Source organism: Flavobacterium adiutor, assembly GCF_048282555.1.
Lineage (GTDB): Bacteria > Bacteroidota > Bacteroidia > Flavobacteriales > Flavobacteriaceae > Flavobacterium.
In genome coordinates this window covers 1,849,224-1,863,495 of the sequence record NZ_CP182487.1, presented here as the reverse complement: position 1 = coordinate 1,863,495, position 14,272 = coordinate 1,849,224, and the positions used below count along the sequence as shown (strand labels likewise).

Sequence of the window (14,272 nt, the reverse complement as noted above, 5' to 3'; positions counted from 1 at the left end):
TTGCAGCTTTATAATTTGATGATATAGTTTACACCATAATTAACAGGACGAGTCTCGTTTCCGCCTGAAGTAGCCGTTTCTCCAGAAATTGTATGAGTATGATTACCTGCATCGAGCATAGCTTTCATGCTCGTTAAATCAACTTCATTACCCGTACTATCTAATCCGTCAGATGTGTTGCTTCCTGTATAATTCATAAGCATATTACTGCTTCCATTAGCATGGTTGTGGTTACCAGCTGTTCCGGTAGTTAATGTACCTTTTCCATGTAAGTGACTCTTCAACTCTTCATTCTGTGTTGCTTTTAAAGACGGTCCAGCCTGATTATTTACTGGATTTGTTCCTGTACCTCTTAAAAACATACCTTGCAGATTTGGTGCATTATTCCCAACCATAGCAATCAAAGCTTTAGCAGTAGTGGGAAGGGCGGCTCCGTTGCAAAGTGCCCATCCTTCTGGAGCAACAGTCCCGATGAAAGGCATAATAGAACCGGTTGGAACACCGTTATTGGCAGCAATTGCATATGGCACATGACGCAATTTTTCATCAGAAATCATCTCTGAACCTTTTTCAATTCTAAGATAAGCAGCATTGTTAGCAAATAAGCTGTTATTAACTGCCGTTGGATCTACTACATCAGAAAATACCCCAAACGCATCGGTTGTGACATTTCTTGTAACTTTATAAATAGTCTGTTCGATACTTGAAGCATCCAGATAATAGAGCGTAAACGTAAGATTAATAGTCTGATTTGTTAAAGCTGTATTATTTGCATCTCTGGCAATTCCCTGTACTGCTATTCCTGACTGAGTGGCTGAACTTTGGGAATAATTGGAAATTGTTGACAAAAAAAGACATACCATTAAAAGTAATTTTGTTTTCATAGATATTATTTAAAAATTAAAAAATTTACATAAATTAAGATGTCTCACATCTCAAAAATAAATGCCGAAATTATTTCAAAAAAAATGATTAATTAAATAATAAGTAGAGACAAAAAGGGGACAAATTACGACCCTAAAAATGCAAATCCTTAATTTACAATCATTTTAAAAAAGACTTTTGGTGAGGATTTAGAAATTGCGGTAAAAGTGAAAATTTTAGGGTTTCTCTCCTGAGGAATTACTTTAAATTTCATTGTATAGGGAATATCTTTCAAAGAATTTATCTGATCCTATATCGCTTTTTAGATTGATCACCAATGCTTTTAAAAGCACGTAAGAAACATTTTACAATTAAGATTTTCAGACCATTAGTTATAAAAAAGTGTGCTATTGTGTTACTTTTTTCTTTAAGAAAGATATTAATTTTTATAGTTTAGCCGTCTCTAATAAGCCCCTATTTCAAAATGATTTTCTCTACAAAAAAAAACATACTCTTTTTTGTGTTATTCGCCTTTGTTTTTTTTCAAAATTTACAGGCACAAGAACTATCTTCTACTTCTACGGATTTTATTAAGAATATTGAATCTATAATTCTCAAAGAAAATAATTTTAAAAAAGACACTGTAGCACTAAAAAAACGCCTGTCTTATTTACATAAATCATCCAATAAAAAATCACAAATTTTATATCATGCACTGCTGGCAAATGGTTTCTCCGTTTTCTTTGACAGAACCAATAACAAAAGTGAATATTTTTATTTAAAATCAGTTGAAGAAGCTAAAAAATTAAACGATCCTGCGCTCATTATTTGGACCCAACTGAATTATTCACAATACTTGTATTATTATTGTCAAATTGATAAACTCATTCCAATTGTACTTAAAACAATGGATGAAAGCAATCACGTTGATCCCTCGGAAATGATTTTACCCGAAGTAACTTTCAAATTTTTTGGCTGGATCATGTCTACAATAGAAGATAATTCTGCTATTAGCTTTTATAAAAAATCAATGCAGTACATGGAAAAATTTTCTTCGGAATCTGCTGGTGTCTTAAATGCAATTGGCAACTGTTATCTCAGAAACAAGGATTTAGCAAATGCGATGCGCTATTTTAATGAATCTGAAGCTGTTGCATTAAAAATAGGCGACAGTATCAGGTATGCAAAAATCTTAGGCGATAAAGCAATGGTTTATGAAAAAAAAGGAAATCTAAAAGATGCTGCCCGTTTTTTAAAACAAGATATCTCTTATTCTCAAAAGTTTAAAATTGACAAAAATGAGATGTATGCTTCTATATTATTAGCCAGAATTCTTTTGAAACTGAAAGAGACAACTCAGGTTGAAAAAATTCTGGCAAGAGCCGGAACCATTGCAAGTTCAAAATCGTACTACAGGAGTTCATTAAAAGAAATAATCGAATTAAAACTTCTTGTTTTAAACGGAAAAAATGCTGAAAAAGAGTTATTATTAAGACGTCAGCTTAAATTAATTGAAGAATATTTACTGAAGACAAATGGTAATAGTGTATTGCAAAGATCTTATTGGCTTATTCAGAAAAAGAAATATGAAAATTACACTAAAAAAATTCAATTACAATTAGAGCAAGGAGAAAAAATGAAGAACCTCTATATTTTCATTCTATTTTTAACCATTGTACTAAGTTTCATCACTTACAATTCTTTAAATAAAAAATTAAAAGAAAAAAAAATAAAACTTGAGAATGACCGATTACTTTTTGAAAAAATGCTTAAGGACGCAAATTCTGACATCAATACTTATGCGGAATATCTTAAAAATAAAAACAAAAAGATATCATTTCTAGAGAATAAACTTGAAGAAATTAAAAATTCTAATGCAATACATTTAGAAGAAGAAAAAGGAAAACTTCACGAAATATTGAGTTCTCATTTGATGACAGATGAAAATTGGGGCGCCTTTAAAAGAGAGTTCATAAAACAGCATGGTGATTTTTATAATACTTTAATTAATAATTTTCCAGAATTAAAAGAATCTAATCTGAAAATAATAATGCTCAAGAAATTAGATTTAAATAATTACGAAATATCAAATTTATTGGGCGTGACTATCGATGCCATCAAAAAAAGTAAACAACGATTAAAGAAAAAATTAGGAAATAAGTATGATTTATTGTTTGAAATTATAGATATCAAATAGTGCTTTAAATTATTTCGGGATGAATAACGTTTTTCCCAGAAGCCCAATTTTTTTGTGAAAAAACAACAAAACAAAGTATGAACCAAAATACTACCCAATAGAGATACTCTCAAACAATTATCAACCCGAAGCTTTGATTCCTTAAAATTCTAATACCCCACAAGTTTTGGGATTGATGTGTTTTGGAATTGATTTTTAATTATTTAAATAAAAAAACCTCCAAAAGGAAAATATCCATTGGAGGTTTGTGATCCGCAGAAGGATTCGAACTACATAGCCGAATGTCCCATAAACGTTTATAATTTAATTTTAAAAATCCTCTGTGCCACGATTCTGCCACAGTTTTCATTTCATGCTTAAACATCTTAAAAAAGCCACTCAACAATCTTTCATTGAACATTAGAATTCGACAACAAAAGTAAACTATATTTCTTAAAACAGATCAGTTTAAGGACAAAAAAATAGGATATTAATCAGAAACAAAAAAAATGAGGTTGCCTTATTTTACTGAGACAACCTCTTAAAAGATAATTCAATTACACTTCTGTAGCCTGGATGATAGGAAGGCCTATACTTAACGTATCCAAAATCCTGCAGCTCTTTCATATATTTATAATAAGTCGGCAGTGTATTTATGTGCGATAAAGTCATAATTCTGTTTCTGCTTACATTTATTATGCGCCGCTGCCGCTGCCTGTACCCTAAATTTAATACCGCCGTCAAAATTGCAAGATGCCATACATTAAGGTCTGAATCATTTAAATAAATCGAAAATTAATTCATCACCTCATCCTGCCTGTTACATTTTACTGTTTTTCATCATCGAAAAGTTTTTGCAGGTCGTCTCTGTTGTAGTAATAGGAGTCTAATACTTTTGTAAATCTGACCTTACCTTGAATTCGCAGTTTCTGTACCGAACCTGCAGAGATATCCAACAATTTTCTGACTGCCTTGCTTTTTAGGCATTGAGACTGCAACAATCTGTTTTCGTTTTCCTTATCTTCTTTGATTATAGCTCGTATATTATCCATCAAAAGCAGACCGAACTGCCTTAGATCATCTTTGGTTAAATTCTCCTCCATAGCATAAGTTTTGTATTGTTGAATTTCTTTAATATGATCAATTATTCAACAAAACTATTATAATACCTATGTGAGATTCAATCCTACGCTTTCAAGGGAAATTTTTGGCTTTAATAGGCATAGTATTTATTTTGGATCCAATAGATTCTATCCTGTGATTATGTCAACAATAACTATCCATTAAAAAATTAAACACTCAGTTTTAAAAAACAGATATAATAATCAATCATTTATAAACTGATTCAATTTCAATTCAGTTTAAAGCAAACTCTGTCAATATTTTTTAGAAGCTAAAAGAACAATATGAAAATTTCTGAAAGTTAAATTTTATGAATACATTAGCACATTTGTATTAAATTGTGATTTTGACTTCAAGATGAAACTTGAAATAACAATTTATCCTCCGCCACATTCACTTTTTTACTGTATAGGCTTTTAGTTTAAAATTTATATTTTTTTAAGACCAAGCTTTATATTTATCAAAAAACAACTTCATCTCTAAATTATTTAGCAGATACAAAATTCTAAAAACGCCGACAAAAGGCCGAAATACTACAGAATGTTCGTAATTACTAAATATCACCCCCTCATTCCTTAATAACATAGTATGTGTTTTTAACTACAGGGATGCCTGTAGCAGTAATGCCTTCTAGAGCGACTTTCAATTTGGTTTGTGCCTTGATATTGTAGTAACTCACATTAACATTACCTGTCTTATCTGGATGAACATATGGATTCCAGTATACAGTGTTTCGTACTGCGTTTTTCACATCCAAATCTAAATTGGGTTTTTCTGGGTTTGATTGATAAAAAACGCGTGCAGTGTAAAATCCTTCTATTTCTTTTTTAATAGATTGAGAAGAAGATCCTTTTTTTGGTTGGTTGCCCTTATTTCCATTTGTGATGATGGATATGATGCCGTCTCTAGCTTCTTCTCCGTAAGCCATCGTTGCGACGCCACCTTTTATAGCTTCAATTCTTAGGACATCACTAGGCGAAATCATATATAATTCATTGTATTCCAATACAGGAAGCCCGTCTAATAATATAAGTGGAGATCCGCTTTCTTCTTCTTCCGTACGATGGGATCTAAGAAACCTAGAAGGCGGCATTTTTTCTTCAATAAGGTAGATAATATTAGTAAACCTTAGCGCATCTTTATCTGCTACATAACTATAGTCAGGAATACCATAGTAGGTAGCATATTGATATTTATTTTTATTTTTGGCACTAATGGTAACCTCTTTCAAAACATTTTCAGGTTTTACTCCAAAAGCAGTAAATTTTTTGTAAACATTTTCGACCAGTGGGTTTGTTGTTGATTCTAAACCAATTGTCTTTTTTTTCAATGAAACAGGAACTGGAGCTTGTTCAATGGAATCTAAAACAATTTCTCCTTTAAACTTTCCTTCTTTATCACGAGTACTCAGGAGCATAATGGTTTTTCCAGAAAACAACAGGTTTTCAAATTGAAAACGACCAATAGAGTCTGTAGTTGTATTAAATATACTTTGTTTCTTTTTACTCATTAAAGCTAAAGCCATATTACTATCTACTAATGTTTTTTTTCCTAAAAGTTGCTTTACCCTACCCGAAATTGTAATTCCTTTTTCTGCTTTATAACTTATATTACTGTTTTGCTTTGGTATTGTTTTCCATAAAAAATCTCGCCAGCCTTGCGTTAGAAGCAAATTATCTAAATGCTCTAATCGCTTTGCATTATTGAAATTAAAATAGTATCCGGGATTATACACTTCACCCCTAATATCTGATTCTATAAGAAAATTGGAGCAAATGTTTGTACCAAAATCATTATCATTTAAGACTCCGTTCATGTCAGTTACACTTACGGAAAAACTTGCTGATTTTGCCTCACCCGTTTTCGATTTAGAAGTAACACTAATCGTGGTTTTTTCTTCAGGCTTGTAACTTTCTTTATCTGTAATTAAAGTAACTTCTAAATCGTGTTCTTTTTCAATATAAACTAAGCGCTCACTTTGGGGTTTGCCGTCATTGTCAAATAAGGTAATCTGGCTTATGCCATCAGGAGTTTTATCTTTTGGTAATTCAAAAGACAATGTAGTTTCTATTAATGTTTGCGTAGTTTCTAAATAAGAATTTCCTCTTGCTTTACAGACCACTGTTAATGCAACATTCTTTTTCGCTAAAGTTTCAGGATTTGTAGTTATGCTTATAATATTTTTTCCTCTGAAAACTCTAAAACTTAACAAATATCCTTCCTTAAAAACTTTTGGTAGTTCTGCACGGACTTCTGTTCCGTTAAGAGTTTTAATCTTTGCGTAATAGTGTTTCCCTGTAATAGGTATCATTTGAAATTTTCCCATACCATCATGAGAACTCTCAAACGAGGTAATCATTTCATTATCGGAATCAAAAACTTCTCCCTTAACATCAATTGGATTTCCTTTGCTATCAACTGCCTTAATTCCCACAACGCTAGTCACATTTTCTAAAAAAGACCCTCCTTCAGGAAAAAAATCAACCTTAATCGTATTTTGAAAATCTGTTGTTAGATCCTTGCTTATCTCATTCTTATCTTTTAATACATGATGACTAGAATTTGTTTCAAAAACATCAAAAATTTCAATATCTTTTTTAAATACAAAATCTTCACCAAAATTTCTATTCCAATTAGTATAAGCACGTATTTGGTATCTCCCAGGTTTTATACCAAGTGAGTCTACTAATTTAAAATCACCATTTCCCAAGCCTATTTCTAAATTTGTTTTATTTCGCGCAACTATTTTAAAATCAGAAGAAATTAATTCTACATATAAAATATTGCTATTATCGTAAAGTATATTACTTGATGCATTTACATTATAGGCTTTGTACCATAAATCTTCCCCAATAAAATAACATGAGCGATCTGTATGCAAATATGATTTTTCAATATCAGAACTTTTTTCATTTACTTGTCCCTGCAAAATAACTGATGTCAAAACCAATTGTAAAAAACTTAGGTTGCGAAAATTTTCCCGAAAGAATTTAAACATATTTAAGCGTGTATATTTAGAAAGTGAATAATAGAATGCGGAAAATGTACTTTATTTAAAAAAATAAAAACTTAATCATTTAATATAACTTTTAGATGCTAGAATATAATTATGTAAATCCATTAAAATTTTGCTTTATTACGAAAACTTAACTTGTTAAAATTAATAATAAAGCATTTTCTTACTATCCTGTACCATCCTGTTAATATTTAAAAAAAACATCAATAATATAAAATAAAATTAAAAATTTATTAATTAAAAAACATTTATAAAAAATAAATTGATTTATTTATAATAAAAACACATATACAATAATAAGGATTTAAGTCTATAATATCTCAAAGAAGAAAGAACGGATATGTTCAACTGCAACTTTATATTATAACCAAAGGAACATTAAAAAAAGAAACCTAAGGTAACTACCGTCTGGACACATCTCTAAAGAGTATACAGCCTTGCATGACTGAATTGAATTTTTGCAGGCCAATCCAAAAAGTTGTGATACCAGGTTTTCTTTCAGAAAGATAACCTTTCCATCCTCCTAATCTAGCAATAGCCCATATGGGATCATAACATATTGTTGTGGGGAAATATTAAAATCTAGATATTTGTATGTTTAATCTATCCCCCAATGCAAGATTCTTTTATCGATATCCTTAAGTTGTTATTACCTGAGATAATAGTAGACTACTTCGAACTTACTTCTTATAAAAAGAAAGATGAAACACTCCATCTGTATTTAAAAGAGATTAATTCGATACCTAAAGAATACAGAGAATCAAAATTAAGCTCAAAAGGATTCTTCGAAGAGATAACGGTTCAGGATTTTCCTATCCGTGGACACCAAGTATACCTTCACATCACTCGCAGAAGATGGCTTAATGAAGATACTCGAAAAATCGTTTTTAGAGATTGGAATTTAGTAGCAGACGGAACTCGTGTAACCCAGGAGTTTGCGTCTTTTTTAAAAGAGATCAATAGATTCCAGTCCAAATGATTGCAATACCATTGCCTCTTTCTATGGAGTTTCTGGTAGAAACCTGCAATGTCAATACAAAGATTTTCTAAGTGATTTCAAAGTTTGGGATCAAATATCACATGCTAAAAAATGGCTTCTTTTTCCACAAAATATTGGAAAGCGTTTATCAATAGACGAAACCTCACTTTCAAATGGCGAACTCTATACTATTTTAACCAACAAATCCGGTAAAGGTAGAAAAGGAACTATAGTAGCTATGATTGCAGGAACTAAAGCAGAAACAGTTATTGGCGTTATTGAAAAAATTCCTCTTAAACAGCGGAATCTAGTCAAGGAAATTACTCAGGATATGGCCGGGAATATGGGATTGATAGCTAAAAAGTGTTTTGCTAATGCCACTCGAGTTACAGACCGATTCCATGTTCAAAAGCTAGCTGCAGAAGCCCTGCAGGAAATCAGGATTAAATATCGTTGGCAAGCCATTGATCAAGAAAATGATGCTATTGAAAAAGCCAAAAAGTCAAAAGTAAATTTCGAATCTAAAACACTTTCAAATGGGGATACCCTTAAGCAATTACTAGCGAGGAGTCGCTATTTCTTGTATAAATCCAAATCGAAATGGACTCAAAATCAAATAGAACGTGCTGCCTTACTATTTGAGTTATATCCTGATATTCAAAAAGGATACAATCTAACTCAAGAGCTCCGTGGCATCTTTGAGAATACAACTGATAAAATCATTGGTTTTGCAAAATTAGCCAGATGGCATGAAAAAGTAGATCAATCTGGATTTAAGTCTTTCGGTACAATCTCTCGTACAATTATGAATCATTATCAAACCATCTTAAATTATTTTGATAACAGAAGTACTAATGCTTCTGCAGAATCATTCAATGCTAAAATAAAAGCATTTAGATCAAAATTTAGAGGTGTTAGAAATATAGAATACTTCCTTTTTAGGCTAACTAATATTTATGCTTAATTTTTGCATCCCCACAGGTTTTTGCTTTGATCCAAAATTAGCCAGATGGCATGAAAAAGTAGATCAATCTGGATTTAAGTCTTTCGGTACAATCTCTCGTACAATTATGAATCATTATCAAACCATCTTAAATTATTTTGATAACAGAAGTACTAATGCTTCTGCAGAATCATTCAATGCTAAAATAAAAGCATTTAGATCAAAATTTAGAGGTGTTAGAAATATAGAATACTTCCTTTTTAGGCTAACTAATATTTATGCTTAATTTTTGCATCCCCACAGGTTTTTGCTTTGATCCGGGATACCCTTAAGCAATTACTAGCGAGGAGTCGCTATTTCTTGTATAAATCCAAATCGAAATGGACTCAAAATCAAATAGAACGTGCTGCCTTACTATTTGAGTTATATCCTGATATTCAAAAAGGATACAATCTAACTCAAGAGCTCCGTGGCATCTTTGAGAATACAACCGATAAAATCATTGGTTTTGCAAAATTAGCCAGATGGCATGAAAAAGTAGATCAATCTGGATTTAAGTCTTTCGGTACAATCTCTCGTACAATTATGAATCATTATCAAACCATCTTAAATTATTTTGATAACAGAAGTACTAATGCTTCTGCAGAATCATTCAATGCTAAAATAAAAGCATTTAGATCAAAATTTAGAGGTGTTAGAAATATAGAATACTTCCTTTTTAGGCTAACTAATATTTATGCTTAATTTTTGCATCCCCACAGGTTTTTGCTTTGATCCGGTTTTTGCTTTGATCCGATTGATCCTTAATTATTTAAATAAAAAAACCTCCAAAAGGAAAATATCCATTGGAGGGTTTGTGATCCCAGAAGGATTCGAACCTTCGACCTACGCATTAGAAGTGCGTTGCTCTATCCAGCTGAGCTATGGAACCATTCCTTTCTAAACTTATAGCAAAGTTTCTGTCGGGGTGGCAGGATTCGAACCTGCGGCCTCCTGCTCCCAAAGCAGGCGCGATAACCGGGCTACGCTACACCCCGAGGCAAAATTAAGCGGAGAGACAGGGACTCGAACCCTGGCGACGGTTACCCGTCGACAGATTAGCAATCTGCTCCATTACCGCTCTGGCACCTCTCCTTGCTTAAGGAATTGACTTCCTTTTTGCGGTTGCAAATGTAAGACAAGATTCGATATCTCACAACTATTTTTTCGCTTTTTTCAATCTTTTTTCAATCTTTTTTTTAAAACACTTCACAATCAAACAAATAGAATTAACAAAAAAAATGATTTAAATTTAAAATCTGCCCTATTCCATACAAAATTTGAATTTGTTCAAATAAACAGTAAATTTGCTTTACTAACTAATATAAAACAGAACATGAACAAAAGAGTTGCTATCGTTTCTGCCGTTAGAACACCTATCGGAAGTTTCATGGGAGGTTTATCTACCGTACCCGCGCCAAAATTAGGAGCTGCAGCCATAAAAGGAGCTCTCCAAAAAATCGATCTTGATCCAAAATGGGTCGATGAAGTTTTCATGGGTAACGTAATTCAGGCCGGAGTTGGCCAGGCTCCTGCCCGTCAGGCCGCACTTTTTGCAGGTTTATCTGAAAATGTTGTTGCTACAACAGTAAATAAGGTATGTGCTTCCGGAATGAAAGCTGTCATGTTAGCCGCTCAGGCAATTACCTGTGGAGATGCTGAAGTTGTGGTTGCCGGCGGAATGGAAAGCATGAGCCTGATTCCACACTATGTACAGATGCGTGCCGGAAATAAATTTGGCCCTGCAACTATGCTTGACGGAATGCAGAAAGACGGTTTAACAGATGCTTACGACAACAACGCCATGGGAGTTTGCGGTGATCTATGTGCCTCTGAATATAATATTACACGTGAAGAACAGGATGCTTTCGCTATTCAGTCTTACGAGAGAAGCGCAAAAGCCTGGGATACTGGAAAATTCGACAATGAAGTGGTTCCTGTCGAAGTTCCGCAAAGACGAGGTGAACCGATTATATTTTCAAAAGATGAAGAATACACGAATGTTAAATTAGATAAAATTCCAACTTTAAGTGCTGTTTTCACAAAAGGCGGAACTGTAACAGCTGCGAATGCTTCAACAATCAACGACGGAGCTGCAGCTTTGATTTTAATGTCTGAAGAAAAAGCAAATGCATTAGGCTTAAAACCGCTTGCATACATAAAAGGATATGCCGATGCAGCACAAGAGCCAAAATGGTTTACTACTAGCCCAGCAAAGGCACTTCCTAAAGCATTGGACAAAGCCGGAATTTCTATATCAGATGTAGATTATTTCGAATTCAACGAAGCATTCTCTGTGGTGGGATTAGCCAATGCAAAAATCTTAAACCTTGATAACAATAAAATAAACGTAAACGGCGGAGCTGTTTCTTTAGGACACCCTCTTGGAGCTTCCGGAGCACGTATCATAGTGACTTTATTAAATGTTTTGGAACAAAACAATGCCAAAACAGGAGCTGCTGCAATTTGCAACGGCGGAGGCGGTGCATCTGCTATTGTTATCGAAAGAGCCTAAATAAATATTTACATCAGGAGTTATGTGATTTTAACTCCTGATTTTTAACTTATAAATTTCCACACATGTTCGGAATTTGCAATTTAGCCATAGTACCCGTTCGATCTGAAGCCAGTGACAGAAGTGAAATCGTTACACAACTCTTATTTGGAGAACATATCGAAATTTTAGAACGCAAAAATCAATGGGCGCGAATCAGAATTCAGTTTGATGATTACGAAGGCTGGGTAGATTCTAAACAATACCAGGAAATAACAAAAGAGCAATTTAATCAGTTAAGCAAAGAAGCCATTATCTTAAATGCTGATTTAATTGATTATATCACGGCTCCAGATAATTTATTGCTGCCTATTCCGCTTGGAGCCTCTTTATCGTTTTTGAATAACAGCGAAATCAACACTTCAAATTTTGATTTTGAAGGTACTAAAACGAGTGGCATAAAACCTAAAAGCGCTATTATAAACACCGCTTTTATGTACTTGAACGCACCTTATCTCTGGGGCGGAAAAACACCCTTCGGCATTGACTGCTCAGGTTTTACGCAAATGGTTTACAAATTAAACGGTTATAGAATTCACCGCGACGCTTCTCAGCAGGCTCTCGATGGAGAACCTTTGAGTTTCATTGAAGAAAGCGAACCGGGAGATCTCGCCTTTTTTGATAATGAAGAAGGAAACATCATTCATGTCGGAATCATCATGGAGAATAATTACATCATTCACGCAAGTGGAAAAGTCCGTATTGACCGTCTGGATCATCTCGGAATTTACAATCCTGAATTAAAGAAACATACACACAACCTCAGAGTAATTAAGAAAATTATCTAACTTTCAAAAAAAGCAAAATGACTAAACTGGAATTATCTAAAACAGGCTTTCAGATTAACAATATAAACGCCGAATTCCCAATTGATATAACAGTTTTAAAACAAGCTTTAGGAGAATCCAGATACCTTAAAAAACAGTACAACCATATTTACACTTGGGACGATCAAGGTATTATAGCTTTTTCCAAAGAAGGAGATCAAGTAGAAAGTCTTGCTATTGAATTTGAGGTTAGAGATTATGATTACTGTGCAAAAAGTAGTTTTACAGGAGAATTTATTTTTGACGGACAAGAATTATTTCAATACTACGAAAACAACAAAAACCAGCTTGTAAAACTCTTTAAAGGTGACCGCAGCGGTGCTTTTATCTTAAACGGCATTAGTGTTTGGTTTGATAAAGAAAACGGTAAAATTACAAGTTTGAGCATTTCAGCTGCCGAAGAAAAAGAGAAAAAAATCTCAGCACCTCTTGATCCAGAATTCGCTTCATTTAAACCTTTGTGGCAGGAATGGATTTCAGAAATCAATAAAATTGTTTCGACTGATAATGATTATTACAATCTTGCAGATGGAATTTCTGCAGAAGATATTAAGCAACATTATTCTTTAGAAGACGGTATTACAATTCCACCAGCATTAGTTAACTTTTACAAAATTCAAAATGTAGATTATGATGCCGTTACTTCGGCTTTTCAGTTTGGAGTAAACAACTGGAGTTACGAACTTATTCCTTTTCAGGATATTAAGGAAGAATGGGAATCGATACAAGACCTGCAATTCGACGAAGAAGATTTACCGGAACAAAAAATAGATTTCGATAAAATCCAGACTAACAACTACGCCAATCCAAAATGGATTCCGTTTGCCACAGGACGCAACGGCGATTATTTGCTATACGACACAGATCCGGCTTCGAAAGGGAATTTTGGGCAAATTATAGAGCTTCAAAATGAATCCTGGTCACGAGATATTGTCGCAGATTCTTTAGAAGAATTAATCCAAAACGAAATCCGTAATTTGAAAGCGGGTAAAACGGAGCATTTTAGCTTTATTATTGAAAAAGAAAATTAATTTTTATTTGTCTCGCGGATTCCACATTTACTTTTAAAAAAATCTATTTAAATCTGCGAGAGAAAATATTAAGCCACAAAAGAAAATCTTTTATAATTCTTTTTCAAAAAGAATTAGTGATAATTAGTGCAATCCGTGTTTAAGCACTCAATCGAATCGTCTTTCTAAACTCTGAAGGACTATACCCTTTCTGCTTTCGAAAAAACTTATTAAAGTGGCTTTCGTCCGTGAAACCAAATTCATACGCAATTACTAATATATTGCTGCATCGTTTCGCTGGCATGTTTCTTAAAGTAACGCCCTAAATAGGTATTCGAAATTCCGAAATAATCACTAATCGATTCCGCTTTAATCTTTTCAGGATAGTAAATGTTGTTCTGAATATATTGCAGAATATCCATCGCTTTGGCCTCAGTACCAATAGCAACCTGCTCAGGAAGGTATTTTGCAATGTTTCGGGCAACAATAATAATAAGCGTATTGACCAACTGCTGAATCAACTCCTGATTGTAAATATCCTTATCCTTCTTTTCCCGGCAAATAGCTTCGATCATTACCTTTACCAGACATTTATCAGGATCATTTTTCAAAATACAGCCCGGCTGATGATTGGCATTTTGAAGAATATATTCCAAGCGCTGAATATTTTCATTCTTTAAACTTGAATTCTTCAAATAAATCTTTGCGAGAAAGCCTAAAAAGATTAGCGACTCTCAATGCG

General features: G+C 33.3%; 13 protein-coding genes and 3 tRNA genes. 8 read left to right on the top strand and 8 right to left on the bottom strand.

Annotation, left to right across the window (positions count from 1 at the left end):
* Positions 1 to 8: 8 nt before the first annotated feature.
* Positions 9 to 884, bottom strand: a complete 876-nt coding sequence (locus ACNC7R_RS08270; RefSeq protein ID WP_417940456.1) for a tail fiber protein — start codon at positions 882 to 884, stop codon at positions 9 to 11.
* Between the two features lie 464 nt (positions 885 to 1,348).
* On the opposite strand from ACNC7R_RS08270, the gene ACNC7R_RS08265 reads away from it, so the two are divergent.
* Positions 1,349 to 3,061, top strand: a complete 1,713-nt coding sequence (locus ACNC7R_RS08265; protein WP_417940455.1) for a tetratricopeptide repeat protein — start codon at positions 1,349 to 1,351, stop codon at positions 3,059 to 3,061.
* A gap of 806 nt (positions 3,062 to 3,867) precedes the next feature.
* Here the strand turns inward: ACNC7R_RS08265 and ACNC7R_RS08260 are convergent.
* Both ACNC7R_RS08260 and ACNC7R_RS08255 read right to left on the bottom strand, forming a co-directional pair.
* Entirely contained in the window at positions 3,868 to 4,143 is a 276-nt protein-coding gene (locus ACNC7R_RS08260) for a DNA-binding protein (RefSeq protein WP_417940454.1), read from the bottom strand.
* A gap of 587 nt (positions 4,144 to 4,730) precedes the next feature.
* Positions 4,731 to 7,160, bottom strand: coding sequence for a hypothetical protein (locus tag ACNC7R_RS08255; RefSeq protein WP_417940453.1), 2,430 nt, complete (start codon positions 7,158 to 7,160; stop codon positions 4,731 to 4,733).
* A gap of 631 nt (positions 7,161 to 7,791) precedes the next feature.
* On the opposite strand from ACNC7R_RS08255, the gene ACNC7R_RS08250 reads away from it, so the two are divergent.
* From ACNC7R_RS08250 to ACNC7R_RS08235, 4 genes are read left to right on the top strand one after another with little or no spacing between them, the layout of a single operon-like run.
* A complete protein-coding gene (locus ACNC7R_RS08250; RefSeq protein ID WP_417939511.1) occupies positions 7,792 to 8,157 on the top strand; it encodes a transposase in 366 nt (121 codons plus the stop codon).
* Entirely contained in the window at positions 8,138 to 9,121 is a 984-nt protein-coding gene (locus ACNC7R_RS08245; RefSeq protein ID WP_417943128.1) for an ISL3 family transposase, read from the top strand. The genes ACNC7R_RS08250 and ACNC7R_RS08245 overlap by 20 nt, the downstream gene beginning before the upstream one ends.
* Positions 9,114 to 9,386: a transposase gene (locus ACNC7R_RS08240; RefSeq protein ID WP_417940452.1), complete on the top strand. Its 273-nt coding sequence runs from the start codon at positions 9,114 to 9,116 to the stop codon at positions 9,384 to 9,386. Before ACNC7R_RS08245 ends, ACNC7R_RS08240 begins: the two co-directional genes overlap by 8 nt.
* 26 nt (positions 9,387 to 9,412) lie before the next feature.
* The gene (locus ACNC7R_RS08235; protein WP_417940451.1) at positions 9,413 to 9,844 is read left to right on the top strand and encodes an ISL3 family transposase; all 432 of its coding nucleotides are present in this window, start codon (positions 9,413 to 9,415) and stop codon (positions 9,842 to 9,844) included.
* A gap of 113 nt (positions 9,845 to 9,957) precedes the next feature.
* On the opposite strand, the gene ACNC7R_RS08230 is transcribed toward ACNC7R_RS08235, so the two are convergent.
* From ACNC7R_RS08230 to ACNC7R_RS08220, 3 genes are all read right to left on the bottom strand, one after another.
* A tRNA-Arg gene (locus tag ACNC7R_RS08230) sits at positions 9,958 to 10,031 on the bottom strand.
* Between the two features lie 31 nt (positions 10,032 to 10,062).
* Positions 10,063 to 10,137: transfer RNA gene (locus ACNC7R_RS08225), tRNA-Pro, on the bottom strand.
* Positions 10,138 to 10,150: 13 nt separating this feature from the next.
* A tRNA-Ser gene (locus ACNC7R_RS08220) sits at positions 10,151 to 10,234 on the bottom strand.
* Positions 10,235 to 10,475: 241 nt separating this feature from the next.
* Between ACNC7R_RS08220 and ACNC7R_RS08215 the strand changes: the two genes are divergently transcribed.
* The 3 genes from ACNC7R_RS08215 (at position 10,476) to ACNC7R_RS08205 (ending at position 13,551) form a co-directional block, all read left to right on the top strand.
* Positions 10,476 to 11,654, top strand: a complete 1,179-nt coding sequence (locus tag ACNC7R_RS08215; protein ID WP_417940450.1) for an acetyl-CoA C-acyltransferase — start codon at positions 10,476 to 10,478, stop codon at positions 11,652 to 11,654.
* Positions 11,655 to 11,719: 65 nt separating this feature from the next.
* On the top strand, positions 11,720 to 12,481 hold the full coding sequence (locus ACNC7R_RS08210; RefSeq protein ID WP_417940449.1) for an NlpC/P60 family protein: 762 nt from the start codon (positions 11,720 to 11,722) through the stop codon (positions 12,479 to 12,481).
* A gap of 17 nt (positions 12,482 to 12,498) precedes the next feature.
* Complete coding sequence (locus tag ACNC7R_RS08205; RefSeq protein WP_417940448.1) at positions 12,499 to 13,551, top strand: SMI1/KNR4 family protein; 1,053 nt, start codon at positions 12,499 to 12,501, stop codon at positions 13,549 to 13,551.
* Positions 13,552 to 13,690: 139 nt separating this feature from the next.
* On the opposite strand, the gene ACNC7R_RS08200 is transcribed toward ACNC7R_RS08205, so the two are convergent.
* On the bottom strand, positions 13,691 to 13,834 hold the full coding sequence (locus tag ACNC7R_RS08200; RefSeq protein ID WP_417940447.1) for a helix-turn-helix domain-containing protein: 144 nt from the start codon (positions 13,832 to 13,834) through the stop codon (positions 13,691 to 13,693).
* Positions 13,791 to 14,186 carry a hypothetical protein gene (locus ACNC7R_RS08195; protein WP_417940446.1) on the bottom strand — a complete coding sequence of 132 codons (396 nt, stop codon included), beginning with the start codon at positions 14,184 to 14,186 and terminating at the stop codon, positions 13,791 to 13,793. The genes ACNC7R_RS08200 and ACNC7R_RS08195 overlap by 44 nt, the downstream gene beginning before the upstream one ends.
* Positions 14,187 to 14,272: the final 86 nt, after the last annotated feature.